The organism is Bacillus sp. N5-665, assembly GCF_022637375.2.
Taxonomy (GTDB): domain Bacteria; phylum Bacillota; class Bacilli; order Bacillales; family Bacillaceae_G; genus Bacillus_A; species Bacillus_A wiedmannii.
The window spans coordinates 1,787,367-1,806,854 of record NZ_CP093325.1; the positions used below are offsets into that span (position 1 = coordinate 1,787,367).

At 35.1% G+C, this 19,488-nt stretch carries 25 protein-coding genes; 16 read left to right on the forward strand and 9 right to left on the reverse strand.

The features are described from left to right. Positions 1–3 precede the first annotated feature (3 nt). The 3 genes from MNO09_RS11730 to MNO09_RS11740 all read left to right on the forward strand — a co-directional run bounded on the left by MNO09_RS11730 (position 4) and on the right by MNO09_RS11740 (position 1,777). Complete coding sequence (locus tag MNO09_RS11730; protein ID WP_078183007.1) at positions 4–570, forward strand: hypothetical protein; 567 nt, start codon at positions 4–6, stop codon at positions 568–570. Between the two features lie 206 nt (positions 571–776). Continuing rightward, positions 777–923: a BC1881 family protein gene (locus MNO09_RS11735; RefSeq protein ID WP_000644411.1), complete on the forward strand. Its 147-nt coding sequence runs from the start codon at positions 777–779 to the stop codon at positions 921–923. A gap of 98 nt (positions 924–1,021) precedes the next feature. Continuing rightward, entirely contained in the window at positions 1,022–1,777 is a 756-nt protein-coding gene (locus tag MNO09_RS11740) for a sulfite exporter TauE/SafE family protein (RefSeq protein WP_000974680.1), read from the forward strand. A gap of 309 nt (positions 1,778–2,086) precedes the next feature. Here MNO09_RS11740 and MNO09_RS11745 read toward each other — a convergent pair whose 3' ends face one another. Further along, entirely contained in the window at positions 2,087–2,293 is a 207-nt protein-coding gene (locus MNO09_RS11745; protein WP_000624204.1) for a DUF3903 domain-containing protein, read from the reverse strand. Positions 2,294–2,434: 141 nt separating this feature from the next. Here MNO09_RS11745 and MNO09_RS11750 point away from each other — a divergent pair, with 141 nt between their 5' ends. Continuing rightward, positions 2,435–2,848 carry an NUDIX hydrolase gene (locus tag MNO09_RS11750; protein ID WP_000442961.1) on the forward strand — a complete coding sequence of 138 codons (414 nt, stop codon included), beginning with the start codon at positions 2,435–2,437 and terminating at the stop codon, positions 2,846–2,848. A 12-nt stretch (positions 2,849–2,860) separates the two neighbouring features. On the opposite strand, the gene MNO09_RS11755 is transcribed toward MNO09_RS11750, so the two are convergent. Together MNO09_RS11755 and MNO09_RS11760 are read right to left on the reverse strand one after the other, a co-directional pair. Continuing rightward, a complete protein-coding gene (locus MNO09_RS11755) occupies positions 2,861–3,538 on the reverse strand; it encodes an LrgB family protein (protein ID WP_000578956.1) in 678 nt (225 codons plus the stop codon). Further along, positions 3,535–3,900: a CidA/LrgA family holin-like protein gene (locus tag MNO09_RS11760; RefSeq protein ID WP_000872362.1), complete on the reverse strand. Its 366-nt coding sequence runs from the start codon at positions 3,898–3,900 to the stop codon at positions 3,535–3,537. The genes MNO09_RS11755 and MNO09_RS11760 overlap by 4 nt, the downstream gene beginning before the upstream one ends. A gap of 152 nt (positions 3,901–4,052) precedes the next feature. Between MNO09_RS11760 and alsR the strand changes: the two genes are divergently transcribed. Continuing rightward, a complete protein-coding gene (alsR, locus tag MNO09_RS11765; RefSeq protein ID WP_000423222.1) occupies positions 4,053–4,958 on the forward strand; it encodes an acetoin biosynthesis transcriptional regulator AlsR in 906 nt (301 codons plus the stop codon). Between the two features lie 63 nt (positions 4,959–5,021). Here alsR and MNO09_RS11770 read toward each other — a convergent pair whose 3' ends face one another. Beyond that, positions 5,022–5,621 (reverse strand): YgaN family protein, encoded by a 600-nt coding sequence (locus MNO09_RS11770; RefSeq protein ID WP_001220595.1) that lies wholly within the window; start codon positions 5,619–5,621, stop codon positions 5,022–5,024. A 174-nt stretch (positions 5,622–5,795) separates the two neighbouring features. Here MNO09_RS11770 and MNO09_RS11775 point away from each other — a divergent pair, with 174 nt between their 5' ends. The 3 genes from MNO09_RS11775 to MNO09_RS11785 all read left to right on the forward strand — a co-directional run bounded on the left by MNO09_RS11775 (position 5,796) and on the right by MNO09_RS11785 (position 8,310). After that, on the forward strand, positions 5,796–6,353 hold the full coding sequence (locus tag MNO09_RS11775) for an FtsX-like permease family protein (RefSeq protein WP_000050588.1): 558 nt from the start codon (positions 5,796–5,798) through the stop codon (positions 6,351–6,353). A 108-nt stretch (positions 6,354–6,461) separates the two neighbouring features. After that, positions 6,462–7,373, forward strand: coding sequence for an ABC transporter ATP-binding protein (locus tag MNO09_RS11780; protein WP_000180644.1), 912 nt, complete (start codon positions 6,462–6,464; stop codon positions 7,371–7,373). Then, positions 7,366–8,310, forward strand: coding sequence for an ABC transporter permease (locus MNO09_RS11785; protein WP_000482782.1), 945 nt, complete (start codon positions 7,366–7,368; stop codon positions 8,308–8,310). The genes MNO09_RS11780 and MNO09_RS11785 overlap by 8 nt, the downstream gene beginning before the upstream one ends. 37 nt (positions 8,311–8,347) lie before the next feature. Here MNO09_RS11785 and MNO09_RS11790 read toward each other — a convergent pair whose 3' ends face one another. Together MNO09_RS11790 and MNO09_RS11795 are read right to left on the reverse strand one after the other, a co-directional pair. Beyond that, positions 8,348–9,493: a M20 peptidase aminoacylase family protein gene (locus MNO09_RS11790; RefSeq protein WP_000729786.1), complete on the reverse strand. Its 1,146-nt coding sequence runs from the start codon at positions 9,491–9,493 to the stop codon at positions 8,348–8,350. 88 nt (positions 9,494–9,581) lie between these two features. Then, positions 9,582–10,490 carry an EamA family transporter gene (locus MNO09_RS11795; protein WP_000947017.1) on the reverse strand — a complete coding sequence of 303 codons (909 nt, stop codon included), beginning with the start codon at positions 10,488–10,490 and terminating at the stop codon, positions 9,582–9,584. A gap of 326 nt (positions 10,491–10,816) precedes the next feature. Here MNO09_RS11795 and MNO09_RS11800 point away from each other — a divergent pair, with 326 nt between their 5' ends. The 3 genes from MNO09_RS11800 (at position 10,817) to MNO09_RS11810 (ending at position 12,281) form a co-directional block, all read left to right on the forward strand. Next, complete coding sequence (locus MNO09_RS11800; RefSeq protein ID WP_087947190.1) at positions 10,817–10,960, forward strand: peptidase T; 144 nt, start codon at positions 10,817–10,819, stop codon at positions 10,958–10,960. A gap of 16 nt (positions 10,961–10,976) precedes the next feature. Then, a complete protein-coding gene (ccdA, locus tag MNO09_RS11805; RefSeq protein ID WP_001152684.1) occupies positions 10,977–11,684 on the forward strand; it encodes a cytochrome c-type biogenesis protein CcdA in 708 nt (235 codons plus the stop codon). A 90-nt stretch (positions 11,685–11,774) separates the two neighbouring features. After that, positions 11,775–12,281: a CcdC family protein gene (locus MNO09_RS11810; protein WP_001028637.1), complete on the forward strand. Its 507-nt coding sequence runs from the start codon at positions 11,775–11,777 to the stop codon at positions 12,279–12,281. 71 nt (positions 12,282–12,352) lie between these two features. On the opposite strand, the gene MNO09_RS11815 is transcribed toward MNO09_RS11810, so the two are convergent. Together MNO09_RS11815 and MNO09_RS11820 are read right to left on the reverse strand one after the other, a co-directional pair. Then, the gene (locus tag MNO09_RS11815) at positions 12,353–12,784 is read right to left on the reverse strand and encodes a DUF2621 domain-containing protein (RefSeq protein WP_000889390.1); all 432 of its coding nucleotides are present in this window, start codon (positions 12,782–12,784) and stop codon (positions 12,353–12,355) included. A 103-nt stretch (positions 12,785–12,887) separates the two neighbouring features. Further along, a complete protein-coding gene (locus tag MNO09_RS11820; RefSeq protein ID WP_000262403.1) occupies positions 12,888–13,184 on the reverse strand; it encodes a hypothetical protein in 297 nt (98 codons plus the stop codon). Positions 13,185–13,428: 244 nt separating this feature from the next. On the opposite strand from MNO09_RS11820, the gene MNO09_RS11825 reads away from it, so the two are divergent. Together MNO09_RS11825 and MNO09_RS11830 are read left to right on the forward strand one after the other, a co-directional pair. After that, the gene (locus MNO09_RS11825; RefSeq protein WP_070169031.1) at positions 13,429–14,016 is read left to right on the forward strand and encodes an AAA family ATPase; all 588 of its coding nucleotides are present in this window, start codon (positions 13,429–13,431) and stop codon (positions 14,014–14,016) included. Continuing rightward, positions 14,013–14,585: a DJ-1/PfpI family protein gene (locus tag MNO09_RS11830; protein WP_000722192.1), complete on the forward strand. Its 573-nt coding sequence runs from the start codon at positions 14,013–14,015 to the stop codon at positions 14,583–14,585. The genes MNO09_RS11825 and MNO09_RS11830 overlap by 4 nt, the downstream gene beginning before the upstream one ends. A 13-nt stretch (positions 14,586–14,598) precedes the next feature. Here MNO09_RS11830 and MNO09_RS11835 read toward each other — a convergent pair whose 3' ends face one another. Beyond that, positions 14,599–15,546, reverse strand: coding sequence for a class I SAM-dependent methyltransferase (locus MNO09_RS11835; RefSeq protein ID WP_000166767.1), 948 nt, complete (start codon positions 15,544–15,546; stop codon positions 14,599–14,601). A gap of 194 nt (positions 15,547–15,740) precedes the next feature. On the opposite strand from MNO09_RS11835, the gene hutP reads away from it, so the two are divergent. From hutP to hutU, 3 genes are all read left to right on the forward strand, one after another. Further along, positions 15,741–16,181 carry a histidine utilization transcription antiterminator HutP gene (gene hutP / locus MNO09_RS11840; RefSeq protein WP_000926520.1) on the forward strand — a complete coding sequence of 147 codons (441 nt, stop codon included), beginning with the start codon at positions 15,741–15,743 and terminating at the stop codon, positions 16,179–16,181. 103 nt (positions 16,182–16,284) lie between these two features. After that, the gene (hutH, locus tag MNO09_RS11845; protein ID WP_000631836.1) at positions 16,285–17,802 is read left to right on the forward strand and encodes a histidine ammonia-lyase; all 1,518 of its coding nucleotides are present in this window, start codon (positions 16,285–16,287) and stop codon (positions 17,800–17,802) included. A 23-nt stretch (positions 17,803–17,825) separates the two neighbouring features. Then, positions 17,826–19,484, forward strand: coding sequence for a urocanate hydratase (gene hutU / locus MNO09_RS11850; RefSeq protein ID WP_088107042.1), 1,659 nt, complete (start codon positions 17,826–17,828; stop codon positions 19,482–19,484). The last annotated feature ends 4 nt before the right edge of the window (positions 19,485–19,488 follow it).

The window sequence follows — 19,488 nt, forward strand, 5'->3', positions numbered from 1 at the left end:
GAGGTGGGCTTTCTGAGTACTATATTAAGGGGTATTTTGTATGTTTATATTTGTTTGTATATACTAATGTATCTTGCTTTTATGTTTATTATTGGTATGGCTCATACGTCATTAAGTGTAACGAGCGTTTTTGTAATAGTCGTGCCATTTGTTTTATTAGTTATGATTCAAAAGTCGATCTTATATGTTGCTAAAAATCGTAATGAAGAAAAGAAGCAAATGTCGGGAGTGTTAATAGTAGCACTTATTCCGTTAATAGTATGTACTGCACAATTAAGTATGAATACATACACTTCAAAGTTTAATCAAGATCGATGGTTACATGCTGAAGATAAACGGGTACATATGGTAGATGATCTAATACAAAAATATAAATTAACAGGAAAATCAAATGAAGAAATTACACAATTATTAGGAACGCCTACTGAAACGAGAAATGGAGAAAACGGGGTTATCACTTCGTACTATCTTGGAACTGAACGTGGCTTTATCCCTATAGATAGTGAACATCTTGTTTTACAATTTGACAAAGATGGTAGAGTTTTGAAATATAAGGTGCAGAGAGATTAAATAAATTTAGAAGCTATATGTTATAGCTTCTTTTTTATTTTTCAATACGTTACGGAAGGGAGAGAAGGGTTTTGAAGGGAATAAGGAATGAAAGCGGAGGTGATGCATATATATAGATGCATTGGGTTATTTTTATCGTGCATAAACGGGCAGCCTAATTAAAGTTTCACTGTATCATATTGTATAAATGAAAAGGAGGTAAGACGGTGAAAGCAATCCCGACTGATGTCCTGAGTAAAGAATTAATGGAAAGAGAAGGAGTTATATCTATTACAGTAAAGGAATTTGAAAAGATAGAAGTAGCTGGAGTAGTAGTCGCTGGTCCTGCAGTTATTTTGATTAATCAAGATTAAGTACATATTATTGAAATAAAAAGCATCCATCTAGGATGCTTTTTATTTGTATACAAGGAAGAATATAATGGATAATTGCTTTACTGGAGGGAAAGTTTGTGGCAATTATTATAACGATGTTAGTAATGGGAGTTTTATTAGGATTTGTTGGAGCAGGGGGAGCTGGTTTTATTATCGCAATACTCACTTTAGTATTCCGCATTCCTATTCATGTTGCGCTTGCAACGTCTTTAACTGCTATGGCATTTACGACATTATCTGGGGTTATAAGTCATTATCGTGAAGGAAATGTTGTGGTTACTATAGGCGGGATTGTTGGTGGATGTGGAGCACTTGGTTCTTATATTGGTGCAAAGCTTGGTTCACTTATACCACCGCATCTTCTTCATTGGTTTACAGCTGGGATGTTATTTTTATCTGCAATTTTTATGTTTGTTAAATTAATTAAGTTTCAAAATAGGGAAGAACTACTTTTAGCAGAAATTAAAGATTTTTCGAAAGAAAATATAATGAAATGTATATGTCTTGGATTAGTCACTGGAATGATGGCTGGTTCATTCGGGATTGGTTCTGCACCATTTATTCAACTTGGATTAATGGTTCTATTAGGTTTAACAATCCAGCAATCTGTAGGAACAACAATGCTTGTTATATTGCCGATTGCGATTGGAGGTGGGATAGGATATAGTTCAGAAGGGTATCTAGATTATATATTGTTATTGCAAGTATTAATTGGGACGATGTTAGGAGCGTATATCGGAGCGAAGTTTACAAATTATGCACCACGTATGCTTTTGAAGTTTTCAATGATTATGACACCAGTTGTAGCTGGATGTATGTTATTGATGGAATAAAAATAATATAGCAAACTAATATGTTTTACGAATGAATTATGTAAGTAATTCATATTTCCCATATAAAAGGATTTGCTTTAATATAATGAGTGTAAAGTTCGAGTATTTGAAGTAATACTTGAATTATATCCCTATCCCTTTTCTAAAAATGCGAACAAGTTTTGCCCTATTCTATTCAATAATTAATTGCATAGAAATATATTGTTCGATGACCATTATGGAACGTACATAATGGGGAAATCCCGATCCTTAAAGAGGATGCCCCTAATCTTCATGTGAAAATATGATCGGATAAGAAAGCTGACCAATTTATGGTCGGCTTTCTTTTTGTTCAATAGTTATTTCTTCTTTAATTTCTGTTTGCAATAATAAAGCTTTTCCGAAACGACGTTTACATTCCGCACGCACTTTTTCAATGGCTAGTAGCTGAGTAGTGGCGGGAACTGTTACGATAGCTTGGCGTGGTTTTCGATTTTCTTCACAAAAGACACATTCCACAACATATTTAGAAATCATATTTTCATCCTTCCATTTTTAATTTCTAAGAAGGGATTGTCTATGAAGTTGATGTAAGTTTTCGTCATCGTTTTCCTTTTTTCCTCTTTTTTCAAGGGGAAAATAAAGAAGAAGACGAATAGTAGTAGGGGAGGGATGTATATGGAAAGATGGATAGGTTGTGCAGCAGTATGTATAAATGAAAAAAATGAAGTTTTAATGGTGTTGCAAGGGCAAAAGGGTGAAGAAAAAAGGTGGTCTGTTCCAAGTGGAGGGCTTGAAAAGGGAGAGACACTAGAAGAATGTTGTATTCGAGAAGTTTGGGAAGAAACAGGTTACAATGTGGAAGTTGTAAATAAAATATACGAAAAAGAGGGTATTACATACGGGGTTCCTGTATACGTTCATTATTATGTCGTTAAAAAAATAGGCGGTAGTATGAAAATCCAAGATCCTGATGAGTTAATACATGAAATTACTTGGAAAAGGATAGATGAAGTGAAGGAATTAACGCTATCTTTCCCGGAGGATTATGAGATTTTAAATAAATATATAATAAAAAAAGCAAGTGTTTAAACACTCGCTTTTTTAATGTATCCATGATAAGAAAAGCGGAACGATAACTAAACTAGCTCCTGCTGTTAAAAGCATAGATAAACTTGCAATGGTTCCTTCTACAGGGCCGATTTCGAATGCTTTTGATGTACCGGTTCCATTTGCGCTCGTGCCTAACATAATGCCTTTTGCGAGCGCTGTTTTAATACGGCATATACGTATGAGAGAAGGTCCGAGCAATGCTCCTGTTAACGCAGTTAAAACAACAAATACAGCTGTTAATTGTGACATACCACCGATCATTTCTGAAATGGCCATTGCAATTGGTGTCGTTACAATATGAGGTGCTAAACTATGTTCTAACGATGAATCAATTTGAAAATAATTTGCTAGTAGTGCTGAAGTAATAACTGATAAAAACGAGCCGACAATGACATTAAGTAAGATAGCTATTCCATGTTTCTTGAGTAAATCAAAGTATTTATAGATTGGCCATGCAAAAGCGACTGTTGCAGGCTTTAATAATTCTGTTAACCATTGCCCACCTGTTTCATATGTTTCATAAGGTGTGTCTAGTCCGAGTAATAAAGCAATTAAAATAATAGGGCAGACGAGAAGAGGAGAAAGTAAGCTCCAATTCCAGCGTTGATACATTTTCTTCGATATCCAATATGTGAATAGTGTTAATAGTAAACAAAGAAAGCCGATCATTGTGTGGATCCTTTCCGCTTTAGTAGCAATTCTGTTAGGAGTCCTGTAGCGAGAGTGACACAAAGTGTACTAATCATAATAATTAAAATGAGATCGATTCCATATTGTGATAGTGTATCTTTGTAGCGTATGACAGCGACTGCAGAAGGAATGAAAAATAAAATAAGTTCTTTTAATAAAAAGTCTGCTCCGTCCTGTATCCATTCTTTTTTCACTAGGTTAAATTTTAATGAAATTAACAATAAAAAAATACCGATTATACTTCCTGGAACTGGGAGGTGTGCCTGTTTTGCAATCCATTCACCTGTCCAAGCGAAACAAAATAATAATAAAATTTGTCCGCTTAATTTCCACCATTTCATACAGTACCCACCTCTTTCTTTTTTTACATAAAAATTGTAAAAAAGAATTAACAATTTCTACTATACGTTCATTCGAAAAATTTGTCTAATATATAAATTATATGTTATTAATATATTAGATGTATTAATTGAAAGTGAAAAGGGTGTCCAAAATGGAATTACGGCATTTGCAATATTTTGTTGTAGTGGCAGAGGAGTTACACTTTGGACGAGCAGCTGCTCGTTTACAAATGACACAACCACCGCTTAGTCAACAAATTCAGCAATTAGAAAAAGAAATGGGAGTTATGTTATTTTCAAGAACGAAGAGAAAAGTTGAATTAACAGAAGCTGGAGAAATGTTTTTAAAAGAAGTAAAAAAAGCGTTCGAACAAATTGATAAAGCAGTAGAAGTTGCACAAAGTGCCCAAAGGGGAGAAGTGGGCTCACTTTCAATTGGTTTTGTAGGTGCGGCGATATATGATATTTTACCATCTATCGTAAGGGAGTATAGAAAGAAATTTCCGAGAGTGTCTGTTGCATTACATGAACTGTCAACACCGGATCAGGTGCATGCACTTCATGATAACCGTATTGATATTGGCTTTTTGCGTCCGCCAATTCCAACGCAATTACTAGAGTTAGAACCAATTCAAAAACTTTCTTGTACGTTATGTTTACCGAAGGCACATCCACTTGCTGAAAAGGAAGAAATACATATTGAAGATTTAAGAGACGAACCGTTCGTATTTATTACGAGACCGGTATGGCCAGCGTTATACGATACAATTTTATCACTTTGCCGCGACGTAGGATTTAGTCCACACATTGTACAAGAAGCAACGGAATATCAAACAGTTATGGGACTTGTAGCGGCAGGAATCGGAATTACGGTAATACCTGTATCGGCGAATAAATTGTATAAAACCGAAGTCGTATATAAAGAGTTATGTGATTCGAATTTTGTTGCAGAAATGTCAGTAGCGTACAAAAAAATGAATACTAATCCAGAACTTTTAGAGTTTTTGAAAATTGCAAGAGAGAAGAAAAGAATAGAAGTTGAGGATGAGATTAATTAATTTGTTAAAAAGTACACCTCATTAAACACTAAAGCGGAAATGCAATATAATTGCATTTCCGCTTTAGTGTTCTTTTTTTAGTTCTATACTAAAGAGATAAACATGTTCGTTTTCTTGTAATAGTTGGTCAATAGCAGTTTTTTCCTCAAGCATTGGAATTCTTACGGTTTCTTTATTCGTTTTTATTATAGCCGCTAAAGTCGTCTTTTGATTGTATGTTAAGTTTATTGCAGATTGAAGAGTAGTAGAGGTAGAGCTATTTACGATTGGAGGTGCTTCTTCAGGAGCGAGCATGGAACTACCTTCAATATTAACATACCAATGTTTTTGCACTTGTACATCTTTATCGAGTTGGGATTGAGGTGGTAAAAAAGAAAGCTTTACTTTCTTTTTTTGAAAATGGGAGGTAGCTATATTCGCAATTATGTTTGTTTTTTTACCATTTTGATAATAATCAATTGTAGCATGTATTTCATCTTTTTCATTTTTTAGGGTAACGTTATAAAACATGCTGTCTCCTTCTTGAAAAGGAGTCATTTGTAAAATAGAAGTTTGTTCTTTTGTTAATTTATATGGCTCAACAATGGCATCTGCATTGTTTTTAAGTGGGCTACAACTTGTGAGAAATAATAAAGAAAAGATTAATAGCAATTTTATGCGCATGCAACCCCCTCCTTTTTACAATTATATTATGAATATGATTTTTTTACCATTTTGTTTTCTAGGACTAAAGACTTAGAAAAAATTCAGATTGTAGTGCGATGTTTAAAATGTCATATTTTTATACACTAGTAGTATAGAATGAGTATGGTATGAAGTAAGGTAGGGGAAGAATATATGTCTTTATGTCAGTTAGTGAGAAAAAATATAAGAACATTTGCTGCCAAAAGGATGAAGCAATTCATGTGGGTTGCTATGAGTACTATGATTTTATTTTTTATGATATCGCTCCAATTTAATGAAGGAGCTATTGGGAAATTAGAGACTACACTTTTATTTCAAATGAGCTTTTACATGCTGTTTATTGTATTCATTTTTATTTGTATTTTTACTACATATAAAATAACGTTTTCTCTTCTGCAAGTGAGGAAAGAGGAAATTAAATCTTATGTAGCAGAGAATAGGAAGAGAAATGACGTACTATGTTTATTATGTCAGGAGCAATTATTTATTTATGGAGCAGCGTTTGTTTTTGGATTAGTGAATGGGATGTTATTTTTGAAATTATTTACGATTATCTTTATGAAAATAGCAGGAATACAAGGGATAAATAGTGCACCGATTACAATATATGCAATAGTAGTTGTTAGTATAATTATGATCGTTATCGTCCTATTATCGATGATGCAATGTTTTCGATTTGTTCAAAGTTTACAAGATGAAAATTCATTTTAATTCAAGGGAAAGGCATGAGAAATCATGCCTTTTCCTATTTTACACATAAAAATAATCATGTTACAGTGTAAAGACCTGACAAAGAATGGGAAGGAAAGGTTGTATAGTATGACAAATGAACAATCAATTGTAAAGGTTGAGCGGTTAACGAAGCGAATCGGTTCAAAGACACTTGTAGAAAATATTAGTTTCGAAGTTAAAAAGGGTGAAGTAGTTGGTTTGCTCGGACCAAATGGTGCTGGAAAAACGACTTTAATGAGAATGATGGTCGGCATGATTCGTATGACAGAGGGAGAAGTTTGGATTGACGGCCAATCTGTAAAACAGCAATTTGAAAGTACGGCTTCGAAAATTGGAGCAGTAATTGAGACACCGGAATTTTATCCATTTTTGAGCGGCTATGAAAATTTAACATATTTTGGACGGATGAATGGCAATGTGACAGAAGAACGTATCGATGAAGTAGTGAAATTGTTAGGAATGGGACAAGTAATTGACCGTAAAGTAAAAGCATATTCACTCGGCATGAGACAACGTTTAGGAATTGCTCAAGCGCTTATTCACGATCCAGATGTATTGATATTAGATGAACCAACGAATGGATTAGACCCTAGTGGAATACATGAAATGAGAATGTACATAAAGAAAATTGCACATGAACAAGGAAAAGCGGTACTTGTATCTAGTCACTTACTTTCAGAAGTTGAATTAATGTGTGACAGAGTTATCATTATTCAGCACGGAGAATATGTGGCGACGCAAAATATTCAGCATAATCAAAGCGAAGAGATGGAGACAATCCGTATACGTGTAGATGATGCGAATAAAGCAGCAGAAATGTTAGACCAAGATGTTTTAATAAAAGGTAATGATCTACTTATTACTGTAAAAGATGAAGAAATCCCAAATGTTATTCGTACATTGCTTGAGAAAAATATTCAAGTGTATCGTGTATATGAAGAAAGAAAAACGTTAGAAGAGCAATTTTTAGAATTAACAGGGGGAAAAGATATTGTTTAATTTAGTGTATAACGAACTGTATAAAATATTTAAGCGAAAGCGAACGATTATTCCCTTTGCAGTTATTGCAGTATTAATAATTGGATTAGGATGGGTTACGGTAAAGTATTTAGAACCGGAAACAAAAGGATGGAAAGCCGATTATACAGAACGAACTGTAGAAATTGAGAAAAAGCTAGGCATGAAAAAAGAAGCTATTTTAGCGGAACGATCTGGGGACGAGCTTGTAAAGGAATATCAGCTTAAGATGAAGCATTTAGATACAGATACAGCACCGGCAAGCAGTTCTCCGCTTTCTTTCATGAGAGATACAGGTTTTATCGTATTTCCAATATTGCTCCCATTTATCCTCGTGTATGCAAGTACAATTTTTGCGAATGAATATAGCTGGGGAACATATAAATTTTTAACGATACGACCAGCGAGTCGATTTAAAATTTTGACAGCTAAATTTTTAGCAATTGTGATATTTGCAGCGTTATTGTTTATATTTAATATGATTTTCTCCACTTTATGTGGACTTGTTATTTATAAATTCCAACAGCCTGCATGGAGCGAGCTTATTTTCCAAGATGGAAATATTATAAAACAAAATATTTTTGTGGAAGCTAGTAAGTATTATATTTTATCGTGGTTGCCGACCATTGTGTACGCAGCGTTTGCATTTATGATTTCTGTATTAACAAGATCTAGTGGAGGCGCGATTGGTATTTCACTATTTCTTGCTTTATCAGGAAATATTGCATTATTAGCAGCAACTAGATATGATTGGGCGAAATATTTATTGCCAGCAAACACAGATTTATACAGTATTTCAAAGAATGGAAGTTTTATTGATGGAGTAACATTCCCATTTGCTTCATGTATGTTATTACTATATTTATTTGTATTTTTAAGCATTTCCTATACAGTATTTTTAAAACGCGATTTAACTTAAAAAAAGGAGCCGTTAAGTATTTCTTAACGGCTCTTTTTTATGCAAATTGTTTAAGTGCTTTTTCAGCTAACAAAGCGAAGTATTCTGCACTTATAGGTAATGCTTGCTCATCTACTGTAAAAGCTGGATGATGCCATTCATGTGTACCACTCGTTCCCATAAAAACGAATGAACCAGGTATTTCTTGTTGATAAAAAGAAAAATCTTCTCCGGCCATCGACGGGGTAGGAGAGATGATATTTAAATTCATTTTTTCAGCAACTTGAGAGGATAAGTTTGTTAAAGATGTATCGTTCTGAACAGCAGGAGGACCTGCATAAAAACGAAATTCTGTTTTTACACCTAATGCATCAGAAACCCCTTGAATAATACGTTTCATGAGAGCTGGAATCTTTTCACGTGTTTCAGTTTGGAATGTACGTACAGTTCCTTCCAGCGTTGCTTTTTCAGGAATTACGTTCCACGTATTTCCTGAATGGATGTTTGTGACACTGACGACGACATTATGTGAAGAGCTTATATTTCGGCTTACAATTGTTTGGAGTGCCATCACGATTTGAGAGGACGCGACAATAGGGTCTACCCCAGCATCTGGTACAGCTGCATGTGTACCAACTCCGTGAATTTCAATTTCAAATCGATCGACCCCGGCCATCAGTGGACCATCTTTAATACCGATTGTACCTACTGGTAAATCAGGTTTATTATGCATACCGAAAATAGCTTGCACGCCATGTAAATGCCCGGCTTCAATTACTTTGCAAGCACCATTGCTACTTTCTTCAGCTGGTTGGAATATAAAGCGTACAGTTCCGCTAAGAGAAGATTCTTTTTCTTTTAATAAATAAGCGGCACCTATAATAGCAGCTGTATGAAAATCATGCCCACAAGCATGCATTTTACCGGGAATTTTTGAAGCGTACGGTAAATTTGTTTCTTCTTGAATAGGAAGGGCATCAATATCAGCACGGATTGCTATAATTGGTCCGCTATTATTCCCTGAAATTTCAGCAATAACGCCTGTTTCTAAACTAGAATTTATAATCGTAATGTTTTTCTCTTCTAACCAATTTTTTATAGTCTTCGTCGTTTCAAATTCTTCGTATGATAATTCTGGATGCTCATGTAAATTTCGACGAATAGAAATTAGCATCTCAGTTAATTGCTCTAGATTTGCTGCCACGTATAATGCCTTCTTTCTTAAATAAAGTATTTACATTAAGTATACAATAAGAAAAGAGAGGATTCTCAAATGAAAATCCTCTCTCGTTTTATGCTGCCAATTTTTTGTGTGTATGATGTTTACGATAACGTCCACGCATTGCATAGGCAATTTGCGGGATTGCAATACCGATTAAAATAAGTGATACACCGATCCATTGTGAAGATAGCACCGCTTCTTTTAAAACGAATACAGACATAATTGTTGTAACTGGTAGTTCTGCTGCACCAAGAATAGTCGCTAAGCCAGAACCGATCTTTGGAATACCGATTGTAAAGGCGATAGAAGGAATAACGATACTAAATGTTCCTAATCCTAAACCGTATTTCCAAAGTCCTTCAGAAATTGCACCGCTAAAAATAAATGTTGGCGGGAATACGATCATTACTAAAGTTAAAGCGCCAGTCATTAAGAGAACACCGCGCGGTAATGAAGGTACTTCAACAGCAACTTTTCCGCTCACGAAAATGTATGTTGCGAATGTAACAGCAGATAATAAACCTAGTATGATTCCAGTCATATCGAAATCACCTGCTGATTTCTCTAGTAAACCACTTGATAAAAATGTACCTGCAAGTAAGAAAATAACGGAAATAACCTTTTCTCTTGAAGGTAATGTTTTTGTTACGACTGCTTCAATAATAATTCCGACCCAAACGAATTGGAATAAAAGTATAATTGCAATAGATGCTGGTACAGTTTTTAATGAAGCATAATAAAAAATTCCAGTAAAACTTGCAGATGTACCTGCAACGAATAAAATTAACGCTTGTTTTAATGGAACACGATGTCTAGAAAATAGAAGAGTAATAGCAAGCAAAATAATCCAACCGAACAAATATTGGCTGCCAATTACCTCTCCAAGTGAAAATCCGTCTGCATAGGCAAGTTTAACGAAAATAGCTAAAATCCCATAACTACACGCTCCTAATAAAACTAAAAGAGAATAACGAAGCATGAAAAATTCCTCCCATCTATATGAAATTGTTCCTAACGGACATATATAACTAGAGGGAAGTATACAAAATTAAAAATGAAGGGTCAAATAAAAGAAAAGTATGACATTTTATAGAATAATAATAAAAGTATGATATTTATGCATAATCTTGAAATTAGTAATAATAAAAGTATTGTAAAATCAGCTTCGTATTGTATAAAGACAGCATTTGAAAAAAAATATTTTTTAGGGAGATAGAAGGGTAGTCCATTATAGTGTGCTAATCATTTGAGAAACTATGTTACCTTTGTTATGTTAATAACAATTAGAGAAGTTTCGTAGTCCAATTGAGATTGTTCTATATAATAGAAGGAAATGAAAACGTTTTATTAGAAACTGTTTGTAAGGGTAGTTTTTCTTATTATCACTTGGTTAAAGTGAGTTCACGAATTGTTCATAGTATTTTTATGTGTTTTTGCTACAATATGTAAGGAGAGGAGTGGAATCATGCAAGATATTAGTATTTTTTTAGCGTTTGGCGCTGGATTTTTATCATTTATTTCCCCATGTTGCTTACCGCTTTATCCGGCATTTTTATCGTACATAACAGGTATGTCGGTTTCTGAGTTGAAAGAAGAAAATGCAATGCTTCGTAAAAGAAGTATGATACATACAGCGTTTTTCTTACTTGGATTTTCAATTATATTTATTGCAATTGGGTTTGGTACAAGTTTTATTGGAGGCATCTTTACAAATTATAAAGATTTAATTAGACAGTTAGGTGGTATATTTATCATCGTGTTCGGTCTTATTATTGTCGGTGTGTTTAAGCCGAAGTTTTTAATGCAAGACCGTAAATTTACGTTTAAAAATCGTCCGAGTGGCTATTTTGGATCCGTTCTAATTGGATTGGCCTTTGCTGCAGGGTGGACGCCTTGTACTGGACCTATTTTAGTGTCTGTCATTGGATTAGCAGCAACAAATCCAGAATCAGCAATGATTTATATGATAGCATACATACTTGGGTTTGCTATCCCATTTTTCGTGCTATCATTCTTTATTACGAAAATGTCTTGGATTAAAAGAAATAGTATGAAATTCATGAAAATCGGGGGATACGTTATGATTGTCATGGGTATCTTCCTATATTTTAACTGGATGACGAAAATTATCGTATATTTCTCAAGTTTATTTGGTGGTTTTACCGGTTTTTAGTATTATTCTGTGAAAATGTTGGAAATACTAACGGAAAAGCATATAATGAAAGTATATTTTGCATATAGCCACAAAAAAGGATGAGAAAATATGAACATAGTTGTTTTATCCAGTATCGTTGCTGTTTGTATGGCTGTTGGTGCGATGTTTATTCGTTTAAAAGCAGCTAAGAAACCGGCAACATTGAAAAAAATTATACTTCCACCATTTTTTATGAGCACGGGAGCGTTGATGTTTGTTTTTCCTGAATTTCGATTAACTCCAGCAGAAATGTTAGAAGCAATTGGCGTCGGTTTGTTTTTCTCTATTTTTCTTATTAAAACATCTAAATTTGAAATTAGAGGACAAGAGATTTATTTGAAGCGTTCAAAAGCATTTGTTTTTATATTAATTGGATTACTTGTCGTGCGGATTGTATTTAAAACATACTTAAGTCAATCTCTTGATTTAGGACAACTTAGTGGCATGTTCTTCTTACTTGCATTCGCGATGATTGTGTCATGGAGAATTGCCATGTACCGTTCCTTTACGAAATTACAGAAGGAAATGGAAAAAGAAGATGGTTTTTATAATGAAAAAGATATGAAATTAACTTGAAAACGTTATATGTATAAAATAAAAAGGACAGCGTCAAAGGCGCTGTCCTTTTTATTGAAAATAATGTGAAGTTACTTTGCGAGTAAAGATTTATAGTTAGAATAATCAATCTCTTTTTCTTGTAGTTTTTTTACTAAAAATTTATGATCACGTTTCGGTGTAGCAATAATATATCCTTTAATAATTAAATCTTGTGTAATTTGAGAGGCTTTTTCTTGTAATGCCAGTTCTCCGATTTTGCCAGCAATTTTTGATTTAGCAACATCGCGAAATAGTTCTGGAACAGGACTTACGAGCTCTTCTAACAATTGTTTTTGTTCTTCATCCCATAAATGTCTAGTTTTATTAATATAGTGCTCTTCCCAATCTAAAATGGACATACCATCTTCTTTAGGTAATCGTTTTAGGAATTTTCTGAACATAAAGTATCCACCGATAGACATAAGTCCTAATAAAATAACAGTCCATAGCACTATGAACCAACTGAACCATCCTTCGAGCAAGCTTATCCCCCCTTAATGATTGCGGTTTTCTTTTATTCATATTATAAACAGTGATATTCATAGAAAGCAAGAACGCTTGGTCATTTTGACCAAGCGTTATCATTTAAACAAAGTATAGTTGTTCAACACATAAATTATTATTATCATCTTCTACATATTCAATGATTAATGTGCCAACTTTACGATCTTTATCTTCAGTTGTGAAAATAGAGTAAGAAGTAAAACGTGCTGTTGATAGGCCGCTTATATGTGTAGGTAAAGAAATGTAGTCGTTATCGCGGAAGAATTCCATCAGTTCAATATCTTCAAATTCTTTTCGATCAACTTGTTTGTTTGTATAGCGGCGTTGAAGTTGTTTTAAAGACTCATTCCAAGAAATTGCTTTTGTATCGTATACCATTGTTCTATCTCCTTACTGTATGTAATCATTAAGAACATACGTTCTAAACTAGTATACTCTTTTTATTAGAAAAGGGAAAGCAAAAAATAATGTAAGCTTGGATTTCCAAGCTTACATTATTGATGTGTCCGTCATAATCTCTATTTTTATTATAAGTTAGATAAGAATAAGAAACAAGATGATATATATTCCGTTGATAGTTTTTAAAATTCTGTATATTATAGATATAATAAAATGCAAGGGAATGAGAGGAATGGCATATGTAATTTCACTCCAAGGACCGATGGCAGGTGGAAAAACAACATTGGCTAAAAGGTTAGAGAGATGTGGGCTTTCAGTTATATATGAAAATCCATATCCAATTGTAGAAAAGCGAAAACAATTAAATTTGGATATGAATTCAAAAGAAGGATTTATAATAAATCAAAAAATGTTTATGGAAGTAAAAATAAAGGAGTTTCAAAATGTGAAAGATTCAGTCGTGATTTTTGATCGCGGACCAGAAGATATTGAATTTTATACACTCTTTTATCCGAAAGTGATAGGGAAAGAGTGGGATATAGAAACAGAATTAAAAGATGAATTGTATAAATTAAGAGAATGCTGTTCGGATGCAATTTTTTATTTAGATGTTTCGAAAGAAAATTTATATGATAGAAAAAATAATGACGGGGCAAGAAATCGAAGTACATTCGAAGAACAATTTAAATTAGTAGAAACTGAAAAAGAATGGTATAAACAATTTCCTGTAACTTATGTGGACACGAATACATTAACAGTGGATGAGTTAGAAGCATATTTTATGGGCTGGTTAAAGGAGAAAGGACTATGAAAAAAATATTATTATTCGTATACCCAACATTTGCGGAGTTTGAAATAACAGTAGCAACAGCATTGCTGAAAAAGAAATATGAAATCATTACTGCGGGCTTAACAAAAGAGTTGATTATAAGTGAAACAGGCTTGCAAGTACAACCGCATATAGAATTAAGTGAAGTGCGTGTAGATGAATATGAGGGGATTATCATTCCAGGGGGAGACGCAGTACATATGAAAGACGCAGATATTCTCTTTTCAGTCATTCGCCAATTTTCTGAAAAAGAAAAATTAGTAGCTGCGATTTGTGCTGGACCGTATGCGTTAGCAAGAGCAGGTTTATTTAAAGGGATTTCTTATACAGCGACTATAGATTATCAAAAGTTAGATTGTTTTCCAGTAGAAAATTTTGTGTATGAAGAAGTTGTGCGACACTCAAATATTATTACAGCACAGGGGCATGCATTTGTACCATTCGGAATAGCAGTTGCCTCTTATTTTGGAGTAGCGAACGAACATAATATAAATTTTTACGGTGGTAAGGGCAATATGATGATGGAGAAACTTTTACATGAGAATGTGTAAAAGCTAGCATTTGCTAGCTTTTTTCTTTTTGACATCGATAAATGGCTAACGTTTTCGGGTCGCGCCATATACCGTTATGAAGTGACAATTCATTTTCTACTTCTTTTTTTAGCCATTCCTTCATTTCGGCGTGAAGATATGTATTATCAGGTATATTTAGCGATGGAAACATGCTAGAAATATAGTTTACAATCGGAGTAGCATGATGAAAAACGAGAGCATTATGAATAACTGCTTCTTCAACAGTTGGAAAAACAGATTGTAATATTTCTTTACCATTTTCTAAACAAAATGGAGTGACTGAAGATGTTGTTTTCGGTAAATCAAATGCGTCTAACATGCGGTTACACATTTCAACTATACGAGGTAATGTAACGTCAGAATTTGTTGTAGCTAAAAGTGAGCCTCCGGGACGAATTACTTTATGGAATCCTTGAACTGTTTTTTCGACATCTTTCATGTGATATAACATATGTCTTGCGATGACCCAGTCATAGCGATTAGCTTCAAAAGGAAGTTTACCAGCATCACCTAGTCTCCATTCAATTATGCTATTCTTTATTGCAGCTTCAGAAAGCATCGTTTTCGATTGATCAAAACCGGTTAGTTGGCCTTTATGACCGTTAGTTTGTAAAAGGGAAAGAAAATTTCCATTAGCACACCCAACCTCTAATATTTTTTCTTCTCCTTGAAGTTGTAAATGTTCCATGACGAGTTCATCTAAATTTACTTGTTTTTCTTCGTAATGTTTATGCGTATCGATACGTGTCTGTAAATGGTTGCTTACGTTATATTGGCGTTTTACATCATTCATTTTTTCACATTCCACCTTCGTGCAAAATTGCTGAATCGCGTGTGTTAATACGTCGGTTTTCTTTAAACCTTCGTAATGGAGTGCAGATTCAAACCTTTCAAGTAATTTTTCTTCAATTCGAAAATGAATATCTTTTCGCTTCGTCATTGAAATATCGCCCCTTTGTATCTGTTAGTGAGACTATAGCACGCCTGAAAAATTCGTGTAAATAATTTGTGTACACAAATGGAGGGGATGAAAAAATTGTTCGAATGTGAGTTTAAACTATTGACGATTTAACCGTTTTCATATATTCTTAAATTAAGAAATATTCAAATAATTAAAAGAAATGAGAGAGTCACATGCTTCTTCAAGGAACACATCGAATTGGTCGTATGGCCATGTTGTTGGCACTTGCGGATGAGAATGAAAGCCCTGTATTATCTATTCCAAAAGGTTGGAAGTATTGTACGGGGAAAGTGGGTTCGATGAATTCGCAAAAAGTTGTAGCAGCAATGGAAACAGCGGCTAAGAGCACCCAAGTTATTGAAACAGATGTTTACAGAGAAACACATGCACTTTATCATGCAATTATGGAAGCTTTGTACGGAGTGACGAGAGGTCAAATTCAGTTAGCAGACGTTCTTCGTACAGTAGGACTTCGCTTTGCGATTGTGCGCGGTAGACCATACGACGGAAAAAAAGAAGGCGAATGGGTTGCTGTTGCATTATATGGAACGATTGGTGCACCTGTAAAAGGATCTGAGCATGAGGCGATTGGTTTAGGAATTAATCACATATGATTTGCCCATAGTCTATTAGTTAGAAGGGGGCCTTACTTTTTTAGGACAGAAGTCTGTCTTAAAAAGATAAGGTCCCCTTTTGCCTTTTTAAGGAGGAAAAAGAATGATTACGTTAACAGGACACACATTGACAATTGAAGAAATGAAGAGGTTGTTACTTGAAGGGGAAGGTGTAACAGCTTGTCCAAATAGTATGCAAAAGGTGGCGGAGTGCCGCGAAGTTGTTGAGAAAATTGTAGAGGACGGAAAAGTCGTTTACGGTATTACAACTGGATTTGGAAAGTTCAGTGATGTGCTTATTCAAAAAGATGATGTAAAGGCACTTCAACACAATTTAATTCAGTCACATGCATGCGGTATAGGTGATCCATTCCCTGAAGAAGTATCACGAGGTATGTTAATTTTACGAGCGAACACGATGCTAAAAGGAGTATCTGGTGTTAGACCACTTGTTGTAAATATGCTTCTTGAGTTTGTAAATCGTAAAATTCACCCAGTCGTTCCGCAACAAGGGTCACTTGGTGCGAGTGGCGATTTAGCACCTTTATCTCATCTTGCGCTTGTATTATTAGGCGAAGGTGAAGTGTTCTATAAGGGGAAACGCGTTCATGCGATGGTTGCTCTTACAGAAGAAGGTCTTGAACCGATTGAACTTGAAGCGAAAGAAGGGCTTGCATTAATTAATGGTACGCAGGCGATGACAGCGCAAGGAGTTCTTTCTTATATAGAAGCAGAAGCAATGGCGTATCAAGCTGAATTCATTGCTTCGATGACAATTGAAGGATTACAAGGCATTATTGATGCATTTGATGAAAATGTTCATAAAGCGCGTGGTTATAAAGAGCAAGTGGAAGTAGCGAGCAGAATTCGTAACATCCTTCATGATAGTAAATTAACAACAAAACAAGGAGAACTACGAGTACAGGATGCATATTCACTTCGTTGTATCCCGCAAGTACACGGTGCTTCTTGGCAAGTTTTAAATTATGTGAAAGAAAAATTAGAAATTGAAATGAATGCAGCAACGGACAATCCACTAATCTTTGATGGTGGGGAAAAAGTAATTTCGGGTGGTAATTTCCATGGTCAACCGATTGCGTTTGCGATGGACTTCTTAAAAGTAGGAATGGCGGAACTTGCAAATATTTCAGAGCGTCGTATTGAGCGTTTAGTAAATCCGCAATTAAATGATTTACCTCCATTTTTAAGTCCAGAACCAGGACTTCAGTCTGGTGCAATGATTATGCAATACGCTGCAGCGTCACTTGTTTCTGAAAATAAAACGTTAGCACATCCAGCGAGTGTTGATTCAATCCCGTCATCAGCTAACCAAGAAGATCACGTAAGTATGGGAACAATCGCTTCACGCCATGCACATCAAATTATTCAAAATGTAAGACGTGTTCTTTCAATTGAGATGATTTGTGCGATGCAAGCAGCAGAATATCGCGGTATTGAAAACATGAGTACAGTGACGAAGAGCTTCTACCATCAAGGCCGTCAACAAGTACCTTCTATTACAAATGATCGCATATTCTCAACGGATATTGAAAATATTACGCACTGGTTAAAAACGAATTATTCGATAAAAGAAAGATTAGATGTAAACGCAGCACTATAAAATGAGAAAAGGGAGAGATTGAAATGGAAAAAGTTAAACAAACAATTCGCGCGCCAAGAGGTACTGAATTACAAACGAAAGGGTGGATTCAAGAAGCTGCACTTCGTATGTTAATGAACAATTTAGATCCTGAAGTTGCTGAAAAACCAGAAGAATTAGTTGTATATGGCGGAATTGGCCGTGCAGCTCGTAACTGGGAAAGCTACCATGCGATTGTAGATTCATTAAAAACGTTAGAAAGCGATGAAACATTACTTGTTCAATCAGGAAAACCAGTTGCAATCTTTAAATCGCATGAAGATGCACCTCGCGTTCTTTTAGCGAACTCAAACTTAGTACCAAAATGGGCGAACTGGGATCACTTCCGTGAACTAGAGAAAAAAGGTCTTATGATGTACGGACAAATGACAGCAGGTAGCTGGATTTACATTGGAACACAAGGTATTTTACAAGGAACATATGAAACGTTTGGCGAAGCGGCACGTCAACATTTCGATGGTTCATTAAAAGGTACATTAACACTTACTGCTGGCTTAGGTGGTATGGGTGGTGCACAACCTCTTGCTGTAACGATGAACGGCGGTGTTGTCATTGCTATTGATGTTGATAAGCGCAGCATCGATCGTCGTATTGAAAAGAGATACTGTGATATGTATACAGAATCATTAGAAGAAGCATTAACGGTTGCGAACGAGTATAAAGAGAAGAAAGAACCAATTTCAATTGGTTTATTAGGAAATGCGGCAGAGATTTTACCAGAACTAGTGAAGCGCAATATTACGCCAGATTTAGTTACGGATCAAACATCTGCTCATGATCCATTAAACGGTTATATTCCAGTAGGTTACACATTAGAAGAAGCAGCGAAACTTCGTGAAGAAGATCCAGAACGTTACGTACAATTATCAAAAGAAAGTATGACAAAACATGTAGAAGCAATGCTTGCTATGCAAGAAAAAGGCGCAATTACATTTGATTACGGAAATAACATTCGCCAAGTTGCTTTCGATGAAGGTTTGAAAAATGCATTCGATTTCCCAGGATTCGTTCCAGCATTTATCCGTCCATTATTCTGCGAAGGTAAAGGACCATTCCGCTGGGTAGCACTTTCTGGTGATCCAGAAGATATTTATAAAACAGACGAAGTAATATTACGTGAGTTTGCGGATAATGAGCATTTATGTAACTGGATTCGTATGGCTCGTCAGCAAGTTGAGTTCCAAGGTCTTCCATCTCGTATTTGTTGGTTAGGTTACGGTGAGCGCGCGAAATTTGGTCGCATTATTAATGAAATGGTGGCAAATGGTGAATTATCAGCGCCAATCGTTATCGGTCGTGATCATTTAGATTGCGGATCAGTAGCATCTCCAAACCGTGAAACAGAAGCGATGAAAGACGGTAGTGATGCAGTAGCCGATTGGCCAATTTTAAATGCATTAATTAACAGTGTAAACGGTGCGAGCTGGGTGTCTGTTCACCACGGCGGTGGCGTTGGTATGGGTTATTCACTTCATGCTGGAATGGTTATCGTTGCAGATGGAACAGAAGCAGCAGCAAAACGTATTGAGCGCGTATTAACTTCTGATCCTGGTATGGGTGTTGTTCGTCACGTTGATGCAGGATATGACTTAGCTGTGGAAACTGCGAAAGAAAAAGGCGTTAACATTCCGATGATGAAATAAGGAG